Source organism: Streptomyces sp. NPDC007808, from assembly GCF_042868655.1.
Taxonomy (GTDB): Bacteria; Actinomycetota; Actinomycetes; order Streptomycetales; family Streptomycetaceae; genus Streptomyces.
The window spans coordinates 1-25,242 of record NZ_JBIAEQ010000018.1; the positions used below are offsets into that span (position 1 = coordinate 1).

18 protein-coding genes and 3 pseudogenes are annotated in these 25,242 nt (G+C 68.3%); 18 read left to right on the forward strand and 3 right to left on the reverse strand.

Features of this window, described 5'->3' with window-relative positions; translation table 11 throughout:
- Positions 1-298: 298 nt before the first annotated feature.
- The 6 genes and pseudogenes from ACFYNL_RS39370 to ACFYNL_RS39395 form a co-directional block, all read left to right on the forward strand.
- Positions 299-361: pseudogene (locus ACFYNL_RS39370) on the forward strand (hypothetical protein); the annotation flags it as partial.
- Positions 362-623: 262 nt separating this feature from the next.
- Positions 624-2,531, forward strand: a complete 1,908-nt coding sequence (locus tag ACFYNL_RS39375) for a TIM-barrel domain-containing protein (protein ID WP_388813009.1) — start codon at positions 624-626, stop codon at positions 2,529-2,531.
- A complete protein-coding gene (locus ACFYNL_RS39380) occupies positions 2,507-3,784 on the forward strand; it encodes a helix-turn-helix domain-containing protein (protein ID WP_388813012.1) in 1,278 nt (425 codons plus the stop codon). Before ACFYNL_RS39375 ends, ACFYNL_RS39380 begins: the two co-directional genes overlap by 25 nt.
- 226 nt (positions 3,785-4,010) lie before the next feature.
- Positions 4,011-5,537, forward strand: coding sequence for a transposase (locus ACFYNL_RS39385; RefSeq protein WP_388813014.1), 1,527 nt, complete (start codon positions 4,011-4,013; stop codon positions 5,535-5,537).
- Positions 5,538-6,046: 509 nt separating this feature from the next.
- Complete coding sequence (locus ACFYNL_RS39390) at positions 6,047-9,808, forward strand: NB-ARC domain-containing protein (protein WP_388813017.1); 3,762 nt, start codon at positions 6,047-6,049, stop codon at positions 9,806-9,808.
- Positions 9,809-10,285: 477 nt separating this feature from the next.
- The gene (locus tag ACFYNL_RS39395) at positions 10,286-10,528 is read left to right on the forward strand and encodes a hypothetical protein (protein WP_388813020.1); all 243 of its coding nucleotides are present in this window, start codon (positions 10,286-10,288) and stop codon (positions 10,526-10,528) included.
- A gap of 30 nt (positions 10,529-10,558) precedes the next feature.
- Here the strand turns inward: ACFYNL_RS39395 and ACFYNL_RS39400 are convergent, their stop codons facing one another.
- Positions 10,559-10,708 carry a hypothetical protein gene (locus ACFYNL_RS39400; RefSeq protein ID WP_388813021.1) on the reverse strand — a complete coding sequence of 50 codons (150 nt, stop codon included), beginning with the start codon at positions 10,706-10,708 and terminating at the stop codon, positions 10,559-10,561.
- Positions 10,709-11,190: 482 nt separating this feature from the next.
- On the opposite strand from ACFYNL_RS39400, the gene ACFYNL_RS39405 reads away from it, so the two are divergent.
- The 6 genes and pseudogenes from ACFYNL_RS39405 to ACFYNL_RS39430 all read left to right on the forward strand — a co-directional run bounded on the left by ACFYNL_RS39405 (position 11,191) and on the right by ACFYNL_RS39430 (position 14,330).
- On the forward strand, positions 11,191-11,616 hold the full coding sequence (locus ACFYNL_RS39405) for a hypothetical protein (RefSeq protein ID WP_388813023.1): 426 nt from the start codon (positions 11,191-11,193) through the stop codon (positions 11,614-11,616).
- 119 nt (positions 11,617-11,735) lie between these two features.
- Positions 11,736-12,326: a hypothetical protein gene (locus ACFYNL_RS39410; protein ID WP_388813025.1), complete on the forward strand. Its 591-nt coding sequence runs from the start codon at positions 11,736-11,738 to the stop codon at positions 12,324-12,326.
- Between the two features lie 595 nt (positions 12,327-12,921).
- A pseudogene (locus ACFYNL_RS39415) lies at positions 12,922-13,161 on the forward strand (hypothetical protein); the annotation flags it as partial.
- Between the two features lie 228 nt (positions 13,162-13,389).
- On the forward strand, positions 13,390-13,707 hold the full coding sequence (locus ACFYNL_RS39420; RefSeq protein ID WP_388813061.1) for a hypothetical protein: 318 nt from the start codon (positions 13,390-13,392) through the stop codon (positions 13,705-13,707).
- 37 nt (positions 13,708-13,744) lie between these two features.
- Positions 13,745-13,966: pseudogene (locus ACFYNL_RS39425) on the forward strand (hypothetical protein); the annotation flags it as partial.
- A 40-nt stretch (positions 13,967-14,006) separates the two neighbouring features.
- Positions 14,007-14,330: a hypothetical protein gene (locus ACFYNL_RS39430; protein ID WP_388813027.1), complete on the forward strand. Its 324-nt coding sequence runs from the start codon at positions 14,007-14,009 to the stop codon at positions 14,328-14,330.
- 219 nt (positions 14,331-14,549) lie between these two features.
- On the opposite strand, the gene ACFYNL_RS39435 is transcribed toward ACFYNL_RS39430, so the two are convergent.
- Positions 14,550-14,723 carry a hypothetical protein gene (locus ACFYNL_RS39435; RefSeq protein ID WP_388813030.1) on the reverse strand — a complete coding sequence of 58 codons (174 nt, stop codon included), beginning with the start codon at positions 14,721-14,723 and terminating at the stop codon, positions 14,550-14,552.
- 52 nt (positions 14,724-14,775) lie between these two features.
- Positions 14,776-16,731, reverse strand: coding sequence for an amino acid transporter (locus ACFYNL_RS39440; protein ID WP_388813056.1), 1,956 nt, complete (start codon positions 16,729-16,731; stop codon positions 14,776-14,778).
- Between the two features lie 518 nt (positions 16,732-17,249).
- Between ACFYNL_RS39440 and kdpF the strand changes: the two genes are divergently transcribed.
- From kdpF to ACFYNL_RS39470, 6 genes are all read left to right on the forward strand, one after another.
- On the forward strand, positions 17,250-17,339 hold the full coding sequence (kdpF, locus tag ACFYNL_RS39445) for a K(+)-transporting ATPase subunit F (protein WP_009326374.1): 90 nt from the start codon (positions 17,250-17,252) through the stop codon (positions 17,337-17,339).
- 32 nt (positions 17,340-17,371) lie between these two features.
- Complete coding sequence (kdpA, locus tag ACFYNL_RS39450; protein WP_388813059.1) at positions 17,372-19,036, forward strand: potassium-transporting ATPase subunit KdpA; 1,665 nt, start codon at positions 17,372-17,374, stop codon at positions 19,034-19,036.
- Positions 19,033-21,171: a potassium-transporting ATPase subunit KdpB gene (gene kdpB / locus ACFYNL_RS39455; RefSeq protein WP_388813032.1), complete on the forward strand. Its 2,139-nt coding sequence runs from the start codon at positions 19,033-19,035 to the stop codon at positions 21,169-21,171. The genes kdpA and kdpB overlap by 4 nt, the downstream gene beginning before the upstream one ends.
- A 5-nt stretch (positions 21,172-21,176) precedes the next feature.
- On the forward strand, positions 21,177-21,845 hold the full coding sequence (locus ACFYNL_RS39460) for a potassium-transporting ATPase subunit C (RefSeq protein ID WP_388813035.1): 669 nt from the start codon (positions 21,177-21,179) through the stop codon (positions 21,843-21,845).
- 143 nt (positions 21,846-21,988) lie between these two features.
- Positions 21,989-22,672, forward strand: a complete 684-nt coding sequence (locus tag ACFYNL_RS39465; RefSeq protein WP_388813037.1) for a response regulator — start codon at positions 21,989-21,991, stop codon at positions 22,670-22,672.
- Positions 22,673-22,684: 12 nt separating this feature from the next.
- Complete coding sequence (locus ACFYNL_RS39470) at positions 22,685-25,225, forward strand: DUF4118 domain-containing protein (protein ID WP_388813040.1); 2,541 nt, start codon at positions 22,685-22,687, stop codon at positions 25,223-25,225.
- The last annotated feature ends 17 nt before the right edge of the window (positions 25,226-25,242 follow it).

Below are 25,242 nucleotides of genomic sequence, written 5' to 3' on the forward strand. Positions count from 1 at the left end.
CCAGCAGACCGCCACTGTCTCCCTCAGCTTTCAAACGTGAACACCGTCAGCACCGCTGCTCTCGACATGCCCCGGCCAACCATGCACGAGGTCGTAGGGGGTGTTGCGAAAGTCCCGCACAGCACCCACGGCGCCCGGCACGCACCCTCGCCGCACCGGCCAAAGGCCCAAGTACATCCAGTACGAGGGCCTTCGTCCGGCACGCCGAGGGCACGCACCGGACACCGCGGGCACCGCACGGGACTTTCGCAACACCCCCTACGCCCGCGACTGGGCCGACGAGCACCTGCCCGCCGTGGTGTGGACGTCCTACGGCGGGCAGGAGACAGGCTGGTCGCCGGCCGCCGTACTGCTCGGCGAGGCCGACCCCACGGGCGGGCTGCCGCAGACCTGGTATCGGGGCGACGACGAGTGTCCGACTTCCCCTTCGAGGACTGACGTCCTGCCCCTCCAGCCGTGGTTCAGTCCGTGGACCACCGCAGCGCCCGCGCCCGCACTCAACTGGCACGCCACGGTTCTCACCGTCGAACTCGACGGTGAGCCCGACCTCTCCCGCGGCATCGGCCGCACACAGACCCCACCACCTCGCCATCGCCACCCGCATCGGGAGGAACGGTATGCCCATGTACCAGCACGTCGAGGCAGGGATCGAGCGCCGCACCCAGGGGGAGGTGCTGCGCGTCGAGCCTTGGGGCCCGCACGCGGTCCGGGTACGCGCGGCGGCCGACACCATCGACGACGAACGCAGCTGGGCGCTCGACCTGCCGGTGCGGGACGCGGGCGAGGCCGACGTGCACGTCCGCGAGGACGGTACGGCCCGTCTCGTCAACGGACGCATCACCGTGGAGGCCGACGCGGACGGGCAACTGCGCTTCCTGCGTACCGGGGAGGCGCACGAGGCCCGCGAGCTGCTGGCCGAGAAGCGGCCTCACCACGGCTACCCAGGCCCCCGCGTCCACACCCCGCGCGGCGACGGCACCTACACCGCCGAGCAGTCCTTCGAGGGCTACGACGGCGAGCGCATCCACGGCCTGGGCCAGCAGCCGCACGGCGGCCTGGACCACAAGGGCCGCGTCATCGACCTCGTCCAGCGCAACACCGTCGTCACGATCCCCTTCCTGCACTCCTCCCGCGGCTACGGACTGCTGTGGAACAACCCCGCCACGGGCCGCGTCGAACTCGCCGCGGACGCCACCCGCTGGGTCGCCGATCAGACCCGCCAGATCGACTACTGGATCGTCGCGGGCGACACCCCCGCCGAGATCATGTCCGCCTACGCCGACGCCACCGGCCACCCGCCCCTGCTGCCCGACTGGGCGAGCGGCTTCTGGCAGTCCAAGCTGCGCTACCGTACCCAGGACGAACTCCTCGCCGTCGCCCGTGAGCACCACCGCCGCGGCCTGCCGCTGTCGGTCATCGTCTGCGACTTCTTCCACTGGACCCGCATGGGTGACTGGTCGTTCGACCCGGAGGACTGGCCCAACCTCGCCGCCATGACCAAGGAGCTGGACTCCCTCGGCGTACGGCTCGTGGTGTCCGTCTGGCCCACCCTGCAGGACGACAGTGCCAACCACGATGCCCTGCGCGCCTGCGGCGGCCTGGTCCGGGACAGCCACGGCGGCCTGCTGCGCCACCACTGGCCGGCGCGCGGCGGGGACCAGCGCTACCTGCCGGTGGCGTACTACGACGCGACGCACCCCCGTGCCCGGCAACTACTGTGGGAGCAACTCCGCGCCAACTACCTGCGGTCAGGCGTCACCGCCTTCTGGCTCGACGCCTGCGAACCCGATCTCCCGCCGAGCCTCGCGCCGCGAGCCGTCTACCACGCCGGCCCGGGCCCACAGGTCGGCAACGCATACGGTGACGAACACGCCCGCGCCGTCGCCGAAGGACTCCGCGCAACCGGCGACGACCGGCCGCTGAGCCTGATCCGCTCGGCCTGGGCCGGCAGCCAGCGCCACGGGGTCGCGCTTTGGTCCGGGGACATCCTCCCCACCTTCGACTCTCTGGCCGCCCAGGTCCGCGCGGGCCTGAACGTCGCCCTGAGCGGCATCCCCTGGTGGCACACCGAAATCGGCGGCTTCCTGGGCGGCAACCCGGACGACCCGGCCTACCGGGAACTGCTCATCCGCTGGTTCCAGTACGGCACCTTCAGCCCCGTCATGCGACTGCACGGTGACCGCGAGCCGAACCAGCCCTTCAGCGCGCGGATGAGCGGCGGCCCCAACGAGGTCTGGTCCTACGGCGAGCAGGCCTATCCGATCCTGCGCCACCATCTCCTCCTACGTGAACGCCTGCGCCCAGACCTTCACGGACTCGCCGAGACCGCGCACCGCACCGGCGCCCCGCCCATGCGCCCGCTGTTCTTCGACTTCCCCGACGACGCGACCGCCTGGGACGTCGACGACCAGTACATGCTCGGCCCCGACCTGCTCGTCGCACCGGTTGTCGAGGCGGGCGCGACGGCGCTACCGTCGTCGGTCCCTTCAGTGCGCAGGAGGTCCCCATGGGCCAGAGCACGCAGGACTTAGGAGCCCTCATCCGCGGCGCCCGCAACGCCCGCCGCCTGACGCAGGAACAGCTCGGCCTCACAGTCGGCTACTCGGCGTCGGCGATCTCCCGGATCGAGAGCAACAAGATGCGGCTCGACACCGACGTCATCCCCCTCATGGCCAGAGCGCTGGACATTCCCGCCGACTGGTTGAGCCGTGCTGCTGTGCCCGAGGTGCCGACGATCGCTACCGTGGCGACCGGGTGTAGGCCGGACGAGGAGGATGCGGTGCGTCGCAGGGAACTACTGACCGGGGCACTGGCCGCTGGGGCGACCGCCATTGTCGGCGCAGGCACAGCACAGGCGCTGCCGGCCGCCGATCTGGAAGACGTCCTCTTCAGACTGCCGAACGCCGAACCGGTGCCACTGGCGAACCTGATGGCCCAGGCCGCCGCCGCGCGCCAGACCTACACGGCCGCTCGCTACAGCGACCTCGGCCGCACCCTGCCCGGCCTGCTCGCCACCGCAGAGGCGACCAGGGACACGGCAAGCGGCCGGGAGCGTCAGCGTGCGTCCGCCATCCTCGCCCGCGCATACGTGCTGGCTGCGGAACTCGCCTCCAAGCAGCACTCCGACGCGGCCTGGGTCGCGGCCGACCGTGCCCTGTCCGCCGCACGCGCCAGCGGCATGCCAGTCCCCGTCGGGGAATCGTCCCGCGTGCTGGCGATCACCATGCGGCGCTCCGGTCGATGGTCCTCCGCCGTGCACCTCCTCACCAGCCAGGCAGCCGAACTCGACACCACCGACACGCGCACCGCGGCCGTACGCACCACGCTGCTACTCACCGCCGCATACTCGGCGGCCGCCGGAGGAGACCGCACCACGGCGCTCACCCTGCTCGATGAGGCTGAAGACGATGTAGAGCGCCGTCCCCAAGCCCCCGGCGGTCTTTTCACCGTCGACGCCACTCGTGCCCAGGTCGACGTCTACCGCATCGGCGTCAACAACACCCTCGGCACTCCCGACGATGGCGTAAAGGTCGCAGCGGGCCTGAACATCGACCACATGTCCACCGCCGAGCGCCGCGCCCGGGCCTGGACCGACACCGCCCGCATGTGGCACGCCCTGGGCGACAGCCAGCAGACTTTCGCTGCGCTGCGCCGTGTCGAGCAGGAGGCACCACAGGAAACCCGACGCCCGTCGCTCAGGGCGCTGACATCGGATCTGCTGTATAGGCCTGCGCGCGTCGAAGGCCTGCGGGAGTTCGCTGTCCGCACTGGGGCCTTGGTCTGATCGATCGGGAGGAGGATCCCGCGCTCCCGCACGAAGTCGACGTTCTCCGCCGGATAGGGCAGTTGCGAGTCGGGGTGCCGGTAAGAACAGTGTCACCGATCCTGCTGGCATATTCCGTGCCCAGCGGGGCTGACGGCTCGTTGGTCGGGACAGCAGCGGCCGTCTTGCCGATTCCCGGTCGCGGGTGGGGTGTGGAATGTCGATGCGGCCGAGGCCGTGGCCGAAGGTGCCTGAGCTGACCGCGCAGGTGGCGCGGGCGGTGGCGGCGCGGGGCCCGTATCCGTTGGCGATGCGGGTCCGTGACGAGCTCGGTGAGTTGTTCGCGGACGCTGAGTTCGCCGAGGCGTTCGGATCCAGAGGGCGGCCGGGCTGGTCACCGGGCCAGCTGGCGCTGGTGACGGTGTTGCAGTTCGCTGAGAACCTGACCGACCGGGCGGCAGCACATCGGGTGCGGTACGGCATGGACCTGAAGTACGCGCTCGGCCTGGAGTTGGGTGATCCCGGGTTCGACGCCTCGGTGCTGTCCGAGTTCCGCACGCGACTGGTCGAGCATGGGATGGAGGAGAAGGTGCTTGACCTGCTGCTGACCGCGCTCAAGGACCGGGGCCTGGTGAAGGCGGGCGGCAGGCAGCGCACCGACTCCACCCGCGTGCTGGCGGCGGTACGCGATCTGAACAGGCTGGAGCTGGCCGGGGAGACGCTGCGGGCCGCGCTGGAGGCGCTGGCCTGCGCGGCTCCGGACTGGCTGGCTGGGGCGGTGCCCGTTCGGGAGTGGGCTGAACGCTACGGCCCGCGGATTCACTCCTGGCATCCGCCGGCTTCCACGAGCAAGGAGATGGCCCAGGTTTACGGCCGTGACGGGTTCGTGCTGCTGGAGGCCGTGCATGCCCTTGATGCGCCGGCATGGCTGCGCGAGCTTCCAGCGGTGCAGGTTCTGCGCACGATGTGGGTGCAGAACTACCACCGCGCCGTGACCGAGGCCGGGGCAGAGGTGAAGCGGCAGGAGAGCAAAGACCTCCCGCCCGGCAGACTGCGGCTGGGCTCTCCGTACGACACCGACGCGCGCTACGGCCTGAAACAGGGCTCCTGGTGGACCGGCTACAAAATCCACATCAGCGAGTCCTGCGACGATGCCGCTGACCAGGACCCGGCTGCTGACGGCCAGGCGCCGATCCCCGGAGCCGACGGACCGCCGCGCTTGATCACCGGCATTGCGACCACCGACGCCACAGTGACCGATGCGGAAATGACCGAACCGGTCCATCATATGCTCGCCGCCCGCGATCTCCTGCCCGCCGAGCACTTCCTCGACTCCGGTTACGCCTCCGCCGAGTTGATCGTGGGCATCAAGAAGAACTTCGGGGTCACCCTGGTCACCCCGGTCCTGATGAACAGCTCACCCCAGGCGCGTGCCGGCGCCGGGTTCAACCGCACCGCGTTCACCATCCACTGGGACAAGCGGGAGGCCACCTGCCCACGCGGGGACACCAGCACCTGGTGGAGCCCCGCCACCCTGCGCGGCACCAAGGCCATCGTCATCAAGTTCGACAAGGAGACATGCCGCCCCTGCCCGGTGCGCGACCAGTGCACCCGCTCGAAGACCGGCGGCCGGACCCTCTCCCTGCAACCCCGCGAACTGCAAGAAGTCCTCGACCATGCCCGCCTCCAGCAGGGCGACGAGCAGTGGCGAGCCGAGTACGCAACCCGCGCGGGCATCGAGGGATCCACCAGGCTGTCGCGGTCACCGGGATAAGACGTGCCCGCTACCTCGGTCTCCACAGGACCCACCTGGAGCACGTCTTCTCCGCCGTCGCGCTCAACCTCATACGCCTCGATGCCTGGTGTAACGGCCACCCGCTCGACCGCACCCGCGTCAGCCACCTTGCCCGCCTCGGCCTCTCCCTCGCCGCGTGACCGAGCAGACCAGCAGGATCGGTGACCGGGTTCTTACTGGGACGCCTACGCCGCCGAACTCAACCGCCGCTCGAAGAGCGGATAGCGGCTGGTGCAGTTCCTATGAAGGAAAGGGCTGAGCTGGCGGAATGCCGAGCGGAGCTGTGCTCGGGGCCCCTCGTCTCTGCCGTTGGGGTGCATAAAGGGTGGCGGATGGACCCGGCGTTCAAGAAGCTTGGGAGCCCGAGAGGGGCCACCCTCAACTTCAGGTGAGCTATCTGGCCTCTGTGGAGACTTGTGACATTTTTCTGAGAATAAGCGTTGATGTCGTTACTGTCGCGCGCAGGGATCGTTGCCGGGGGTGGGCGCGTGCGTATCAAGGTGTGGGTGTGGACGGCGGGAGTGGTGTCGGGGGCCAGTCTCAGTGCTGCACTGGCGCTCCTGGTAGCTCTGGCGGCTACCCCCGCCACGGCCGCTGCCCGCTGGCCCTGGCACCTGGACGAGCTGCAGCAGCATCCGTGGAGGTTCGTAGCCATCTTCGGTGCACTGGGCATCGTGGCAGCCGGTGCCTTGGCATGGTTGCAGTCTCGTCCGCCCGCGGTCGTGAACGATCCGCCGCCCCCGCCACCAGCGACATTGCCGGAGTGGTTCATCGACCGAGCCCAGACCCGCGCCGCCGTGGCGGCAGTATGCCGCGGCGGCCGCGCCGTGGGCCTCACCACCGCCCTAGCGGGAGCGGGTGGGTTCGGTAAGACGACACTGGCGGAAGCGGTGTGTGCCAACAAGCGAGTGCGCAGGCGCTTCCGTTCCCGGATCTACCTGGTCACCATCGGCCGGGAGGTCCGCCAACGAGAAGATGTGACGGCCAAAGTCGCCGAAGTCACCCGGTTCATCACCGGCGATACGACAGAGTTCGACGATCCCAGTCTGGCCGGTAGCCATCTCGGCCGGCTCTTGGACCAGCGGCCGCGCACGCTGCTCGTCATCGACGACGTGTGGGAACACGAGCAACTGGCCCCATTCCTGAAGGGAGGCCGCCGCTGCGTACGACTGATCACCACCCGCAATCCGGACTTGTTGCCGACCGAAGCCCACCGAATCCCGGTCGACCAGATGTCCCTCGCCCAGGCCCAGGCCGTGCTGACCTGGAACCTGCCACCCTTGCCCAGGCCTCTGGTTGACGCCCTGTTGCAGGCTACGGGCCGATGGGCCCTGCTGCTACGGCTGACCAACCGCCTGATCGCCGAACAGCACGCCACCGGCGCCGATGCCGCTGCCGCTGGCGAGCAGATCCTTCACCGGCTGCGCAGCGGTGGACCCGCCGCCGTGGACAGCCCGACCGTCACCTGGGACCTCGACGACCCCAGCCTGCGCAATCAGCGGGTCAGAGCATCGATCGAGGCCGCCACTACGCTGCTGCCGCCCGGCAGTCAGCAGCGCTTTATCGAGCTCGGCATCTTCGCGGAGGACGAGTCCATTCCCATTTCGGTGGTCACCTTGCTGTGGCAGGTCAGTGGCGGACTGGGCGAGGACCAGGGTCGCACGCTGTGCCGGGACCTGGAGCGGCTGTCCCTGCTTACCCTTGACCGGGCGAACGGCGGGCGGATCAGCCTCCACGACGTCATTCGCGACTATCTCCGCAGTGAACTCGGCACGGATGGCCTGGCCCGCGTCAACTGGCTCCTGACCGACGCTATTGCCGCCGCTGTTCCCACCGCCTGGCCCCTCGCCCCCACCCAACCCAGCCCCGAGCACGCCTGGTGGCAACTAACGGACGGCTACCTTCTGGACCATCTCATCGGCCACCTCCTCGCGGCTGGCCGAACATCCTTGGCCGAGGCCGTAGCCGGTGACCTGCGCTGGGTGGAAACCCGTCTTAGTCACTGCGGACCCACTGCTCCCTGGAACGACCTCACCCGCATTGACACCCCCCACACCCGCCTGCTGGCACGCAGCCTCTCCCAGACCGCACACCTCCTCACCCCCATGAACCCGCCCCAGATCCTCACCGGCATCCTCCACACCCGCCTCGGCGTACACCCTCACTGGGGCCCCCAGGTCACTGCCCGCCGCCACGACCCCTCGCAACGCCCCTGTCTCGAAACGCTGTGGCCCCTCCCCGACGCACCCGCTTCCGCGCTCCAGCGAACCCTCACCGGACACACCGACGGGGTGTGGTCGGTGGCCATCGCGCCAGACGGCACCTGGCTCGCCACCGGCGATGGGAGTCCGAGAGTGATGGAAGGTGACAGCTCCGCCGGGGACGGTAGTGTGCGGATCTGGGATCGGGCCTCCGGTACCTGCATCGCTACTCTCACCGGGCACCGCGGCCGGGTGGCATCGATCGCCATCAGCCCTGACGGCACCTGGCTCGCCACTGCCGGCGGCAGCGACTACGTGGGTGGGGACGGGTCGGTGCGGATCTGGGACCGGCCTTCCGGTACCTGCACCGCCATCCTCACCGGGCACGGCCGTGAGTTGGGTTCGGTGGCGGTCGCGCCGGATGGCACGTGGCTCGCCACCACCGGTCAGTACGACGAGACAGTGCGGATCTGGGACCGGGCCTCCGGTACCTGCATCGCCACCCTCACTGGACACGTTGGCCCGGTGGGCTCGGTGGCGATCGCCCCGGACGGCACCTGGCTCGCCACCACCGGTGATGAGATGGTGCGGATCTGGGACCCGGCCACCGCAACTTGCACGGCCACCTTCAGTGGGCGCGCTGGCTGGCTGGGGCCGGTGGCGATCGCCCCGGACGGCACCTGGCTCGCTACTACCGCCCACGGCGGCAAGGCGGTGCAATTCTGGGACGTGGCTACCGGGACTTGCACCACCACCGTGCCTGACCAACCCCACAGGGTGCGGTCAATGGCGATCGCCCCGGACAGCGCCTGGCTCGCCACCATCGACGGCCACGGGTCGGTGCGGATCTGGGACCGGATGTCCGGTACGTGCGTCGCTACTCTCACCGGGCACCGCGGCCGGGTGGCATCGATCGCCATCAGTCCCGACGGCACCTGGCTCGCCACCGGCGGCGACGTCGACGGGTCGGTGCGGATCTGGGACCGGCCTTCCGGTACGTGCATCGCTACTCTCACTGGGCACCGCGGTCGGGTGGGATCGATCGCCATCAGTCCCGACGGCACCTGGCTCGCCTCCAGCAGCGACGGCGACAAGTCGGTGCGGATCTGGGACCGAACGCTCGCTCAGACTTCATCCAGACCTGTTCACCGCAGCGGGGTGGCGGCGGTGGCGATCAGTCCCGACGGCACCTGGCTCGCCACCGGCGACGGCGACGACTTCAGCGACGGGTCGGTGCGGATCTGGGATCGGGCTTCCGGTACGTGCATCGCTACTCTCACTGGGCACCGCGGTCGGGTGGGATCGATCGCCATCAGTCCCGACGGCACCTGGCTCGCCACCGGCGACGGCCTCGGGAAGGTGCGGATCTGGGACCCGGCCACCGCGACGTGCACCGCCACCCTCACCGGCAACGGCAGTGAAGTGAAGTCGCTGGCGATCGCCCCGGACGGCGCCTGGCTGGCCGCTGGCGGCGAGGTCAATAGGTCGCTGCGGATCTGGGACCCGACCACCGAGACCTGCACGACCACCCTCGACGGCCACTACCGCACCGTGGAATCGGTGGCGATCGCCCCGGACGGCACCTGGCTCGCCACCGGCGACGACACCGGCACGGTGCGGATCTGGGACCTAGCCACCAGCACCTGCACGACCACCCTCGACAGCAATCACCACGCGGTAGCGGCACTGGCGATCAGCCCGGACGGAACTTGGCTCGCCACCGCTGGCGGGCTGTATGACACCACCGATGAAGGGGTCGTGCGAATGTGGGATGCGACCTCCGGCACCTGCATAGCCACTCTCACTGGGCACCGAGGCCGGGTGGGGGCTCTCACGATCAGCCCGGACGGCACCTGGCTCGCCACCACCGGCGGCAGCAAGTACGGCCCCGGCGGCGACGGAACGCTGCGAATCTGGAACACCACGACACGCACCCTCGCAGCCATCACACGAGCCGAATCGGCACTCTACTCATGCGCTTGGGGACCCACGCACGGCCTTGCAGTGGGAGGCCAGCGGGGGCTGTACCTCTTTCAACTGCATATTTAACAACCTGGGCTCCCGCCTCCACGGCCACAACATCGCCGGGGCCGCACGGGGTACATCACACCGTTGCGACGCCGGATCACGTCTGGGCGACCTGCCTGAGTCTTCACAAAACACAGAAGGGTTCGGTTCGTCTCCAGGCCGTTGTGGCCAGCCTTCGTCCGAAGTGTGCGGGACGTGATCCACAACATCAACCACCGACGGCTTCGAGACGCTCTACCCCAAGTACAGGGGTGGCCGACCATCCTCGCCCGGCAACTCGAAACGGCCGCGGGGGAACCGGCCCTGCTGCGTATTGAACTCCACACCCCACCCGCGACCGCCGCGGTCTTCGACCCGCCGGGGAATATCGGGCAATGACTGACGAGGAGTGGCAGAAGTTCCTCGGGCACTTTGAGCGGCGCAAGTTGGCTCTGGGGCAGTGCGGCCGAGCATACGGAAGCAGCTGCGTCCACGACTATTCGATGCCCGGTACTGATCGTGGGGCCTGGTGAGCGGCCCCGCCTGGAAGAGATCCGCGAGAACCTCCACGCCAGGATCGCCGAAGCCCAACGCGAGGGCTGGCTCGGGGAAGTTGAAAGACTTGCCGTCAGCCTTGCCGCAGCCGAGGAGAAGCTCGCCCAGCTCGACGCACAACAAGAACGTAGGGACTCCCCGCTCTTCCTGGGAATCCCTGCGTTCGGTCAAAATGCCGCCCGCTCCAGCTACGTCAAGGAGCCCTGAACCGGGCGCAGCCGATGATCTACCTCTGGACTAACGAGGGGCGCCCCCGAAAAAGATCTCCAGCACGCGGCAGGCGGCAGCACGCACACTTTCATCTTCGTGAGTAACAGCGACGGCGCAAGTGAGGCCGACGATCAGCATGAACAGAGTGGCTGGCGAGTACAGCTCGATGGGGTTCATGCTCAGAATTTAGGGCCCCACAAATGGGAAAACAAACCCGAAAAAGGGCATAATGCGCCCCGGGTTTGCGGTGGCGATGCCAGTATTTAGGCATCAATGTGAACCGTAACAGGCCCATAGGGGCCTAATTCACTAGCCACTTCTGCCTATAGAAAGGCGGCGAAGGGTCACAAAGGTTGCAAAACCGCATTAGATCTTCCCTGCTTCGTCACTATGTGAAGAGAAATTTCCACATTCGGACGATCGCCTTCAGGCCTTGAGACGTCGATTTCCCTTGAGCGCTCGACCTCCTGCAGTGCACTGAACTCTTAGTTCAGAGAAGGCGTTTGACTCAATAAATCGAGTCCAGCACGTCCACCAAAGGCAGCAGCGCAGGGCGACCGCCGCGACTCGCGCCAGGACTTCCCCGCGCCGAATGTCCGCATGCGCACCATCCGGCGTGCCGCCCGGCTGCTGCAGGGACATCCCCTTACCGTGCTTCCGTGACGATGCTGGCCAGTCTCCTCGACTACGTCAGCGTCGTCCCCAGCCCGACCCCCTCGGTTCCCCCGCTCTCGCCCCAAACCAGCGGATCGAGTAGTCCACTCTGGGCGAATCTGATCGTAGGCCTCCTCGGCGGCACAGGAGTGTTCGCCGCGTCCTGGCGTTCCACGAAAGCGCTCCGCGACAACACCAGAGAAACCCTGGGGCACGAACGGACCCGGCTGCTCAACGAACGCTTCGACACTGCAGCTCGACTCCTCGGCCACGGCGAAGCAGCCTGCCGCCTCGCTGGCGTTCACGCCATGGCCGGACTCGCCGACGACTGGCCCGAGCGCCGGCAAACCTGCATCGACGTGCTCTGCGCCTACCTCCGCATGCCCTACCCGCCCACCCCGACGAGGACGTACCACTCACAGAGCACCTGACCTGGCAGGCCAACCGCGAAATCCGCCACACCGTCATCCGCACGATCCGCGACCATCTCCTGCCCACCACCCCACCCGACACGTCCTGGAGCGGATGCGACCTCGACTTCACCGGCACCGTGTTCGATGGCGGCGACTTCAGCGATGCCAGGTTCTCCGGCCGGGTGACGTTCAACAGTGCCGAGTTCGCCGACGGCATCGTGTCCTTCCACGGGCCCGAGTTCTGCGGCGGCACCGTGTCCTTCGCCTACGCCAAGTTCTCCGGCGCCATCGTGTCCTTCGCCAGCGCCAGGTTCGGTGGCGGCACTGTGTCTTTCGACCGTGCCGAGTTTTCCCGCCGCACCGTGTCCTTCACCCGCGCCAAGTTCTCCGGCGCCACCGTGTCCTTCTTCGAGGCCGGGTTCGGTGGCGGCACCGTGTCCTACATCCACGCCGAGTTCTCCGGCGGCACAGTGGACTTCACCAACACCCTGTTCGGTAGCGGTGCCGTGTCTTTCACTCAGGCCAAGTTCCTTGGCGGCACCGTGGTCTTCACCGACGTCGTTTTCTCCAGCGCCGCTGTGGACTTCCGCAAGGCAGGTTTCACAGGAGGCGTCGTCGACCTTCTGAACTCGCACTGGTTGACGCCGCCTGTCTTCGACGAAGACGTTCTCGCAGATCACCCACCAGGGTTGCTCCTGCCGGACCGGCCGCCTGAATCAGCATCGTGACAATGCCGGGAGTAGTGATCCCGCGCTTTGGCTCACTGAGGCGCCCGCTGATGAGGTCCCAGGCGGCGACGATGGCGTTACAGGCGTCAGCCTCTGTGCCGCGACCTGCGTCGAGTCGCCCTCAACGGCGTCGCCAGCCGTCGGCATGGACACGGCTGCGGCAGTGTGCTGGTCATCTTGGAGCAGGTTCTGGCAGTTGGCCGTCCAGGAGAGCTCGGTCCGCGCGCATGGGGGCGCTGAGCAGAAGCCGAGCACTGCGACCGGTTTAGTTCAGAGAAGGCATATGAGGCATGGGGCCCTCGGTGGCCCGTGCCTGACGGATATCTACGGGCTATTCAGGCACGTGCGGTGTGTTAGTGACGTGGGGACCGACGCCTGTTGCTGCTGGTTCGACGGCAACGCTGCCGGTCACGGCCGAGCCTGAACCGCCCTCGCCCCCGGGGCGTCCATACAGGCAGCCCGACAAGCACTTGAGGAGTCGCCGCACCATGAGCACCTCTTTACCTCCTCCCTCCTGGCCGCACTGCGGGCACGGCGCGGACCCGGTCACTGACCCGGTCGGTTGCCGTGGCATGAAGGTCCCCGGCCACGACATGTGCCTGGCCCACCTCACCGACACCGATCGCACCGCCTACCTGACCGGCCTGGCCCCCGGCGCCGACATCGACCACAGAGGCACCTCTTTCACCGAACAGCTCCTGGAAGCGCTTCTCAACGCCCTCAAAGACCCCACTACAGGCAAACCTCACCTCGGCGGCGCCATGTTCGCCAAGGCGCAGTTCTCCGGCGACCTTGGTTCGACAGGGCGCAGTTCTCCGGCGACGCCGGGTTCGGCGGGGCGCAGTTCTCCGGCGATGCCTGGTTCGGCGGGGCGCAGTTCATGGCGGCGGCGCAGCTGGGGCCTTTGATCTGCCAGCGGACAGTCTCGTTGTCCAGGGCATGCTTCGGGGCACCAGTGAGTGTGGAGGTGGCCGCTGCGCACGTCCTGTGCAAGGGGACGCGCTGGGACGCTAAGGGGACGCTACGGCTTCGCTACGCCGCACTCGACCTCACAGACGCCGTCATGGAGTATCCGCTCAGCGTCACAACCAAAACGACCCCCTTCACCTCGGACTCCACGGAGGTACCGGAGGGTGGGCTGGCCGGCACCCCGGGCGCGCCAGCCAGCCCGGCGGTGCGGGTCGTGTCACTGTCCGGGGCAGACGCCGCCCATCTGGCGCTGCACAACGTCGATCTGGCCGAGTGCCGGTTCTTCGGCACGATTCGCCTGGACCAGCTCCGCCTGGAGGGCCAGTGCCCGCTGATCCCCGCCGCCACCGGGTGGAGCTGGGGCTGGCGGAGACGAACGGCAAGGCGGGCAAGCACCCGATCTGGAACCTGACTCCGCGGGACAGAAGGCTCTGGCCGACGGCAACGAGCTGCCTCCCCGGCCGAAGGCCGGCACCGGAGCGAAGGCGGTGAAGGCCCGGTTCGGTCCGCACGGCGTCGCGGTGACGGACATGATCCTCGCCTACGGCGGCCGCAACCACCTGACCGACTGGCAGGTGGAGGTCAACCACGCCATCAAGGAGACCGGCCTCAGTTTCAGCACCGACGCCGTCCTCGCGCGGCCGACCAAGACCAGCGAGGTGCGCCTCTTCGAGCTCGACAACGGCACCATGTTCCAGGCCCGGCTCGCACGTGAGGTCTGGGACTACGAGCTACGCCGGGCACCGTGTCTGGGAAGGCGCCCGCGGCACCAACGGCCGCACGTTCCCGTTCTGGCAGCGCCACCGCTACACCCGCTCACAGACCTTCCCGCGGCTGCACGGCGTCCTGGCGGGCAACGAGGAGCACCTGCTCGACAACCGCCTCCAGGCGCTCGCCGACGACGTGAAGGGCATCGCCGTCGCGGTGTGGGTGAACACTCTGCCCCGGCTCAAGCGAGGCGAGCCGTGGTACGAGATCGGCGTCGACGATCCGGACCGGCGCCGCCGGCGCTACCTGGAGCCCGTAGGCCGCTGAGGGACGGAGCAGGCCCACCGGAGACCACGACGCTCCCTCCCACAACAGCCGTGGGGGAGCGTCGTCCTGTGCGCGGTGGCGGGCCAGGCCGGTGCGGTAGTCGCCGGGCAGCCCGGTCAGGGTCGAACAGGCCCGGCGTATTCCAGAGCCTGGTCCGCGCCGCCGTCGACTCCTACGTCGGCCGCGATGCCCTAGCAGCGGTGCCTCGGGGGTTGCTTGTCAGGGCCGGTAGATCATCTCGATGAGGCCGGCCGCGATGAGAGCCCATGCGGCGAGCCCCATGAGCCACATCGATTGGGTGAGGAACCCGGCTGTTCCCAGGGCGGCCATGAGGAGAGGGGGGACGTACTGGGTGCGCCGGACTCCGCGGGTCAGGCCGTGCGTTTCCGTCATGGGTTTCTGTTCCCCTTCGGTCGTCGCTGTGCAGGGCTTCGGAGGGGCGGGCTCAGTCGCCGACGTGAATGCCGGGGCGGCGGTCGGGGTCGGGTTCGTTGCTGCGGATGATCTCCCGGGTGACGGGGGCGGTGTCGCCGCGGCCGAGGAGGAAGTAGCGGATCATGTGCACCAGGGGGCTGCCTTCGGCCCAGGCGAAGTAGCAGTGTGGCCGCACCCCGGTGCCGTCCCGCAGGGCCAGCAGGATGGCGGCGATGGCGTTGGGCGCGGCCGGGGCCTGGGCGCGCAGGATGCGGTGGCCGTCGACTTCGATGCCGTGCACGGTGAGGGTGTCGCTGAAGTCGGACGGGTCGACGACGTCGATCTCCAAGAAGAGCACGTCGGCTGGGCCCGGAACGGGGTTGGTGCCGCGCTGTTCGCGTTCCTTGGCGCTGTACTCGGCGGCGTCGCCGGCCTCGCGGCGGTTGGCGATGATGTTGATGGACTGGTCGTGGGCGAGGGTGTCGGTGATGAACCGGCGGGCGGTCTCGTCGAAGACGAGGCGGTCGGCGCGCAGCTCGGTGGTGCGCGAGACGCGCGAGACCAGTGACACGGTGATGATGCCGAGGATGAAGAAGCCGGAGATGGCGATGCCGTCCGGCTTGTCGATGATGTTGGCGATCAGCGCGTAGAGCAGGATCGCGGTGAGCGCAGCGAATCCGGTGGTGGCTGCGCGCCGCCGGTGGCGGGCGACGAAGACGGTGACGGCGAAGGCGCCGGAGACCATCATCGCCAGGATGCCGGTGGCGTAGGCGCCGGCCTGTTTGTCGACGTCGGCGTCGAAAGTGATGGTGATGATGATGCACAGGGCGGTGTAGACGAGGACGACCGGGCGCACTGCGCGTCCCCATTCGGGGGCCATGCCGTAGTCGGGCAGGTAGCGGGGCACGATGTTGATCAGTCCCGCCATGGCGGAGGCGCCGGCGAACCACAGGATCAGGATGGTGCTGATGTCGTAGACGGTGCCGAACGCCTCGCCGACGTGTTCGTGCGCGAGCCAGGCCAGGGCGCGGCCGTTGGCGGCGCCTCCGGGCTCGAACTCGTCCTCGGGGATGAGGACGGTGGTGACGAAGCTGGCGGCGAGCAGGTAGACGCTCATGATGAGCGCGGCGACGGTGAGCAGCTTGCGGGTATTGCGGACGCGGGCCTGAAGCCGCTGCTCGTCGTCGGCGCCGTCGGCGGCCACCAGCGGCATCATGCTCACCCCGGTTTCGAAGCCGGACAGGCCCAATACCAGCAGGGGGAAGGCCAACAGGGCAGGGCCGGCCAGATCACCGAAGCCGCCCAGGTCTGTGAGAGAGCCGGTCCACGCCGACCAGGCGTCGGGATCGGTGAGCACATGCGCCACGCCGACGCCGATGACGACGGCGTTGAGGGCGAGGAAGACAGCCACCAGGGGGATGGCCACCTTGACCGCCTCGCTGAAGCCCAACAGGAACACTCCGCCAAGGATCAGCAGAAGCGCTACCGTCAGGGCGACCTCATGGCCGTGCAGTACCGAGGGGAAGAAGGGGTTCTCCACCACGTGCACCGAGGCGTCCGCCGTGGACAGCGTGATGGTGATGATCCACGAGGTGGCCACGAAGCCGAGCAGGACCAGCACGAACAGCTTGCCCCACCAAAACGGCAGCAGATTCTCCAGCATCGCCACCGAACCCGCACCGTGCGGGCTTTCCTTGGCCACCCTGCGGTACATCGGCAGCATCCCCAGCAGCGTCAACGCCACGATCAGCAGCGTCGCCAGAGGCGAGACGGCTCCTGCGGCCAGGGCGGCGATCGCCGGTACGTAGGCCAGGCTGGAGAAGTAGTCGACGCCGGTCAGGCACATGACCTTCCACCAGGCATGCGGCTCGGCATGGCTCTCACCGGCCGCGGGTCCCACCGGCTGCACCCGGTGACGCAGCAGCCACCGCGCCGCCCTGCCTGTCGGCTCGGCCCGCAAGGCGGGACTGTCCACCGTCTCCGGCATCACCGGCCGACCAGCCTCACTCATGTCTCCGTTGTCCTTACCTTGCTTGATCACTGAAATGGCAGCCGGAGCTGCCCATGCCACCAGCGATCATCGCGTATGCGGCCTCGGATCCCTCATCCGGTACTGAGGTGCACCGAGTGAGCCGAGGGCGGCTGGTCATGGCATTGGCTGCAGTGCAGGACGCGGTAGATAAGGGTGCAGAGGGTGACGATGGCTGTGAGGACGGCGGGGCAGCTGTAGCGCCAGGTTGAAGTCCGCGCCTACGCGGGGCTGGGCGTGTGCGGCAGTAGCGATGCTGTACCCGTTGCCGTCAGAGCTCCGTTAAGGAAGCCAGGCTCGCCGTTAGGGACCCGTCAAGGACGGTCGAATCCTGCCATGGGGGCGGTTTCCTCTTAACCGTCCCTGTCGGATTGCACCTCATTCCAGGAGTTCACGATGGCCGATGTGGCCTTCGTCGCCGCCACCGTCGCGGTGTTCGCGCTGGTGGCTCTCGTCGCCAAAGGGGTGACGAAGCTGTGACCGCCGAGAACGTCGTCGGCCTGGTCGTGGCCGTCGCCCTGCTGGGTTATCTGGTCCTCGCTCTGATCTTCCCGGAGAGGTTCTGACGGTGACATCAGCTGCTATCGCAGCGGGCGACATGGGTCCCGTACTCGCTGGCGTGCTCCAGCTGCTGGCGCTGATCGCGGCGCTGGCGCTCGCCTACGTTCCCCTTGGCACCTACATGGCCAGGGTCTACTCCTCCACCCGGCACTGGCGTGTCGAGCGGTGGATCTACAAAGGCATCGGTGCCAACCCTGACACCGCGATGCGCTGGCCGGCGTACCTGCGCGGTGTACTCGCCTTCTCCGTCGTCAGTGTCCTCTTCCTCTACCTGCTCCAGCGACTCCAGGGCGTCCTGCCCGGTTCGCTCGGCTTCTCCTCGATCAGCCCGGCGCAGGCCTTCAACACCGCTGCGTCCTTCGTCACCAACACCAACTGGCAGTCGTATTACGGCGAGCAGGCCATGGGGCACGTCGTGCAGACTGCCGGGCTGGCCGTGCAGAACTTCGTTTCCGCAGCTGTCGGCATGGCGGTCGCAGTAGCGCTGGTGCGCGGTTTCGCGCGGTCGCGGGGCGGTGAGCTCGGCAACTTCTGGTCGGACCTGGTGCGCGGTGTCACCCGCATCCTGCTGCCCGGCGCGGCGATCGCCGCCGTGGTGCTGGTGGCGTGCGGAGTCATCCAGAACTTCTCCCAGATCCATGAGGTCGGGCAGTTCATGGGCGCCTCGCGGCAGTGGAACGGCGGTGCGGTCGCCTCGCAGGAGGCCATCAAGGAGTTCGGCACCAACGGCGGCGGCTACTTCAACGCCAACAGCGCCCATCCATTCGAGAATCCGACGCCGTTCACGAACCTGTTCGAAATCTTCCTGCTGCTGGTGATCCCGTTCTCGCTGACCCGGACGTTCGGTGTGATGGTCGGCAGTGTGAAGCAGGGCTACGCGATCCTCGCCACGATGACGACCATCTGGGTCGGCTTCGTTGCCCTGATGATGTGGACCGAGTTCGCCCACCACGAGGGTGCGCTGCAGATCGCGGGCGGAGCGATGGAGGGCAAGGAGGTCCGCTTCGGCGTCGGCTCCTCGTCGATCTTCGCGGTGTCGACGACGCTCACCTCGACCGGTGCGGTGGACTCCTTCCACTCCTCCTTCACCGGCCTGGGCGGCGGCATCACCATGCTGGGCATGATGCTGGGCGAGATCGCGCCCGGCGGTGTCGGATCCGGCCTCTACGGCATGCTGATCATGGCGGTCATCGCGGTGTTCATCGCCGGCCTGATGGTGGGCCGGACGCCCGAGTACCTGGGCAAGAAGATAGGCACCCGCGAGATGAAGCTGGCGGCCTGCTACATCCTGATCACCCCCGCGCTGGTCCTGGTCTTCACGGCCGCCTCGATGGCTCTGCCGACTCCGCCGCATTCGATGCTCAACTCCGGCGCGCACGGCTTCTCCGAGGTGCTGTACGCCTTCACCTCCGCGTCGAACAACAACGGCTCTGCCTTCGCCGGCCTGAACGCCAACACCGACTGGTACAACACCGCCACCGGGCTCGCGATGCTGTGCGGCCGTTTCCTGCCGATGGTGTTCGTGCTGGCTATGGCGGGTTCGCTGGCCGAGCAGAGGCCGGTTCCCGCGACCGCGGGCACGCTGCGCACCGACAAGCCGCTGTTCACCGGCCTGCTGGTGGGCGCGATCCTGATCATCACCGGTCTGACGTATTTCCCGGCCCTGGCGCTGGGCCCGCTCGCCGAGGGGCTGGCGGCATGACCACCGATACCACCAAGCACGAGGACGCCATGTCCACTGCCACTCCGGGCCCGGCGCCGCACAGCGACGTCCCCACCGCCCACAAGAGCCCCGAAGGCCGCGTCGGCGCGGGCATGTTCGACGCCAAGCAGCTGGTCAAGTCGCTGCCGGACGCCTTGCGCAAGCTGGATCCACGGGTGCAGATCAAGTCGCCCGTGATGTTCGTGGTGTGGATAGGGTCGGTGCTCACCACCGCGTTCTCCTTCACGGACCCGAGCGACTGGTTCGGCTGGGCCATCGCCGCCTGGCTGTGGCTGACCGTCGTCTTCGCCAACCTGGCGGAAGCCGTTGCCGAGGGCCGCGGCAAGGCGCAGGCGGACACCTTGCGCAAGGCCAAGACCGACACCGTGGCACGCCGGCTGCTCCAGGACGGCTCGACCGAGGAGCGGGTGCCTGGCACCGAGCTGAAGATCGGCGACCTGGTCGTCTGTGAGGCGGGCGACATCATCCCGGGCGACGGTGACGTCATCGACGGCGTCGCCTCCGTGGACGAGTCCGCCATCACCGGTGAATCGGCGCCCGTCATCCGGGAGTCCGGCGGCGACCGGTCCGCCGTCACCGGCGGCACCAAGGTGCTGTCCGACCGCATCGTCATCAAAATCACGACGAAGCCCGGCGAGACCTTCATCGACCGAATGATCAACCTGGTGGAGGGCGCGGCCCGGCAGAAGACGCCCAACGAGATCGCGCTGAACATCCTGCTCGCCTCGCTCACCATCGTCTTCCTGCTCGCGGTGGCCACCCTGCCACCGTTCGCAAACTACGCGGGCACCCACCTGACGATGGTCGTGCTGGTGGCGCTGCTGGTCTGCCTCATCCCGACCACCATCGGCGCGCTGCTGTCGGCGATCGGCATCGCGGGCATGGACCGACTGGTGCAGCGCAACGTGCTCGCCATGTCCGGCCGCGCGGTCGAGGCCGCCGGTGACGTGTCGACCCTGCTGCTGGACAAGACCGGCACCATCACGCTCGGCAATCGGCAGGCCGCCGAGTTCGTGCCGGTGGCTGGCACCACGCAGGCCGAGGTCGCCGACGCCGCCCAGCTCTCCTCGCTGGCCGACGAGACCCCCGAGGGCCGCTCCATCGTCGTACTGGCGAAGGACAAGTACGGCTTGCGCGAGCGCCACCAGGGCGAGTTGGCCGCCGCGCAGTGGATCGCCTTCACCGCCCAGACCCGCATGTCGGGTGTGGATGTGGACGGCAGGAAGATCCGCAAGGGCGCGGCCGGTTCGGTCATCGCCTGGGTGAAGGAGCAGGGCGGCACCCTCGCAGACGACGCGGACACGATCGCCCACCGTATCTCCGAGGCAGGTGGCACCCCACTGCTCGTGGCCGTACAAGACAGCCACGGCGCCCGCGTCCTGGGAGTGGTCCACCTGAAGGACGTGGTCAAGGACGGCATGCGGGAGCGGTTCGAGGAACTGCGCCGCATGGGCATCAAGACCGTCATGATCACGGGCGACAACCCGCTGACCGCCAGGGCGATCGCCACCGAGGCGGGCGTCGACGACTTCCTCGCCGAGGCCACCCCCGAGGACAAGATGGCGCTCATCAAGCGGGAGCAGGCCGGCGGCAAGCTCGTCGCCATGACCGGCGACGGCACCAACGACGCCCCCGCGCTCGCCCAGGCGGATGTCGGCGTGGCCATGAACACGGGTACGTCGGCCGCCAAGGAAGCCGGCAACATGGTCGACCTCGACTCCAACCCGACCAAGCTCATCGAGATCGTCGAGATCGGCAAACAGCTGCTCATCACCCGGGGAGCACTGACGACGTTCTCCATCGCCAACGACGTCGCCAAATACTTCGCGATCATCCCCGCCCTGTTCGCGGCCGTGTACCCGGGCCTGGACAAGCTCAACATCATGGCGCTGTCCTCGCCCGACTCCGCGATCCTCTCCGCAGTCATCTTCAACGCGCTGATCATCATCGCGCTCGTACCGCTCGCCCTGCGCGGCGTGCAGTACCGGCCGGTTAGCGCCGACAAGATGCTGCGGCGCAACCTCGGGATATACGGCCTGGGCGGACTGATCGCCCCCTTCATCGGCATCAAGCTCATCGACCTGCTCATCTCCCTCATCCCCGGAATCGGCTGACCGCCATGAAGCACTCCGTCACGAACACCGCCCGGCTGCTCGCAGCGGGCCTGCGCGCCCTCCTCGCCCTCACCCTGGTGACCGGCGTCATCTACCCCCTGGTGATCACCGGCATCGCCCAGGGCCTGTTCCCGGCCAAGGCGAACGGCTCGAAGATCAAGGCGGACAGCAAGGTCGTCGGCTCATCCTTGATCGGCCAGCCGTACAACCTGCCGCTGGACAAGGGGCAGCAGACCCCGGCGCCCGACCTGAAGTGGTTCCAGGGCCGCCCGGCCAACGGCCTGGGCACCAACAGCGTGAACACCCAGTACAAGCTGCTGCTGTCCGGCGCGACCAACCTCTCGCCCGACAACAAGGACCTCATCAAGCAGGTTCAGGCGGCCAAGGCCGCGGTCGTCAAGGACAATTCGGTGCCCGGCTACACGGTCAGGCCCTCGCAGGTGCCCGCCGACGCGGTCACCTCCTCCGCCTCCGGCCTGGACCCGGACATCTCCCCGCAGTACGCCGAGCTCCAGGTGCACCGCGTCGCGGAGAAGAACGCCCTTCCGGTCGCCGAGGTGCAGCAGCTCGTGGACGAGCACACCCAGGGCCGTACGCTCGGCTTCATGGGCGAGCCCCGCGTGAACGTCCTCGACCTCAACATCGCGCTCAAGGCCCTTGTGGCCAAGAATTGATCGCGATGCGGCACAGGCAGGAGTCGGCTGGGCCGGGAACGCTCCCGGCCTAGCCCACTCCCGCCGTCGTGCACCCGAAGAACGCAACGGCGGTGCTTGCGGCACCCACGGCCTAGGTACGACGACAGGAAAGGCACACATCCATGACCCGGGTGCTCGTGGTGGAGGACGACCCGCAGCTCGTACGGGCTCTCGTCATCAACTTGCAGGCACGTCACTACGGCGTGGACGCCGCACCCGACGGGGCCACGGCGCTGCGTCTGGCTGCCGCGCGTCAGCCCGATGTGGTGCTGCTCGACCTCGGGCTGCCCGACATGGACGGCGTCGACGTCATCAAGGGCCTGCGGGGCTGGACCCGGGTCCCGATCCTGGTCCTGTCCGCCCGACAGGCGTCCGACGAGAAAGTCGCCGCACTCGACGCCGGCGCCGACGACTACGTCACCAAACCGTTCAGCATGGACGAGCTGCTGGCCCGGCTGCGGGCCGCCGTCCGCCGCACCGAGGACGCACCCCTCGCGCCCGAGACGGCCCTGGTCGAGACAGAACACTTCAGCATCGACCTACTCGCCAAGAAAGTCGTCCGGGACGGGCGGGACGTGCGGCTCACACCGACCGAGTGGCACCTGCTGGAGATCCTGGCAACCCATCCGGGCCGGCTGATCACGCAGAAATACCTCCTCCAAGAGGTCTGGGGCTTCCCACAGAGCAACAAGACCAACTATCTCCGCGTCTACATGGCACAACTGCGCCGCAAACTGGAAGCGGACCCCTCCCACCCCCGCTATCTGATCACCGAGCCCGGCATGGGCTACCGCTTCGAAGCCTGACCGAGGGACGACATGGCACGCGGCAAGCTCCGGATCTACCTCGGCGCGGCACCCGGGGTCGGCAAGACCTACGCGATGCTGTCCGAGGCACACCGCCGCATCGAGCGGGGCACCGACTGCGTGGTGGCCTTCGTGGAGCACCACAACCGCCCACGCACCGAGGTGATGCTCCACGGCCTGGAACAGATCCCGCGCAAGGAGATCGAGTACCGGGACACGGCCTTCACCGAGATGGACGTCGACGCAGTCCTGGCACGGCAACCGAAGGTGGCGCTGGTCGACGAGCTGGCCCACACCAACGTCCCCGGCTCCCCCAACACCAAGCGCTGGCAGGACGTAGAAGAACTGCTGGACGCCGGAATCGACGTGGTCTCCACCGTCAACATCCAGCACCTGGAGTCCCTGGGCGACATCGTCGAGTCGATCACCGGAGTACGGCAGCGGGAGACGGTCCCCGACGAGGTCGTGCGGCGGGCGGACCAGATCGAGCTGGTGGACATGTCGCCCGAGGCGCTGCGCCGCCGGATGGCGCACGGCAACATCTACAAACCGGACAAGATCGACGCAGCCTTGTCCAACTACTTCCGGCCCGGCAACCTCACCGCCCTGCGGGAACTGGCGCTGCTGTGGGTCGCCGACCGCGTCGACGAATACCTCACCGAGTACCGCAGCGAGCACAAGGTCTCGGCGATCTGGGGCTCACGCGAACGGATCGTGGTCGGCCTGACCGGCGGCCCGGAAGGCCGGACCCTCATCCGCCGAGCCGCCCGCCTGGCGGAAAAGGGCGCCGGCGGCGAGGTACTGGCCGTCTACATCTCCCGCAGCGACGGCCTCACCTCCGCCTCCCCCAAGGAACTGGCCGTCCAGCGCACCCTGGTGGAGGACCTGGGTGGCACCTACCACCAGGTCGTCGGCGATGACATCCCCGCAGCACTGCTCGACTTCGCACGCGGCGTCAACGCCACCCAGATCGTCCTCGGCGTCTCCCGCCGCAAGAGCTGGCAGTACGTCTTCGGACCCGGCGTCGGCGCCACGGTCGCCCGGGACTCCGGCCCCGACCTCGACGTCCACCTCATCACCCACGACGAGGCGGGCAAGGGCCGCGGCCTGCCGGTCCCCCGCGGCGCACGGCTGGGCCGCTCCCGGCTCATCTCAGGCTGGCTCGTCGGCATCGGCGGACCGGCCCTGCTGACCTGGCTGCTCAGCAGCGTCTTCCCGGACGTCGGCCTCGCCAACGACATGCTGCTCCTTTTGACCATGACGGTGGCGGCGGCCCTGCTCGGCGGCCTCTACCCGGCGCTGGCCTCGGCGGCAGCCGGGTCCCTGCTGCTCAACTGGTTCTTCACCCCGCCCTTCCACACCCTCACCATCGCCGACCCGAAGAACATCGTGGCCATCGTGGTCTTCGTCGGTGTGGCCGTGTCAGTCGCATCTGTGGTCGACCTGGCCGCACGACGCACTCAGCAGGCGGCCCGGCTGCGTGGCGAGGCGGAGATACTGTCCTTCCTGGCCGGCAACGTTCTGCGCGGCGAGACCAGCCTCGAGGCACTTCTCCAACGAGTCCGCGAGACCTTCGGCATGGAATCGGCCGCCCTGCTCGAACGCGAGAACGACGTTGCCCCGTGGACCTGCGCAGGCAGCGTCGGCCCGCGCCCGTGTACCGCCCCTGAGGAGGCGGACGTCGACGTTCCCGTGGGCGACAACATGTCCCTCGCCCTGTCCGGCCGCGTCCTGCCCGCCGAGGACCGCCGGGTCCTGGCCGCCTTCGCCGCCCAGGCCGCGGTGGTCCTGGACCGCCAACGCCTCCAACAGCAGGCCCACCTAGCCAAGGAACTGGCCGAGGGCAACCGCATCCGCACCGCCCTGCTGGCCGCCGTCAGCCACGACCTGCGTACCCCGCTGGCCGGGATCAAGGCGGCGGTCTCCTCGCTGCGTTCGGACGACGTCGAGTGGTCACAGGAGGACCAGGCGGAGCTGCTGGAGGCCATCGAAGAGGGCGCCGACCGCCTCGATCACCTGGTGGGCAACCTGCTGGACATGTCGCGCCTGCAGACCGGCATGGTTACTCCGATCGTCCGCGAGACCGACCTCGACGAAGTGATCCCGCTGGCGCTGGTCGGCGTCGCCGAGGACAGCGTGGACCTGGACGTCCCCGAAACGCTGCCCATGGTCGCCGTAGACAAGGGCCTGCTGGAACGGTCGGTGGCCAACGTGGTGGAAAACGCCGTCAAGTACAGCCCGCCGGGCGAGAAGGTCCTGGTCTCAGCGAGCGCCATAGCCGACCGGGTCGAAGTCCGGGTCATGGACCGCGGCCCCGGCGTCCCCGACGAGGCCAAGAACCGCATCTTCGAACCGTTCCAACGCTACGGCGACGCCCCGCGCGGCAACGGCGTCGGCCTCGGCCTCGCGGTCGCCCGCGGCTTCGCCGAGGCGACCGGTGGCACCCTCACCGCCGAGGACACCCCCGGCGGCGGCCTGACCATGGTGCTGAGCCTGCCGATGACAGGCCGCCCCCAGGTGCACACCGACATGTCAGACGCGATCACGTCGTAGACGAGGTGGCCGGGGCC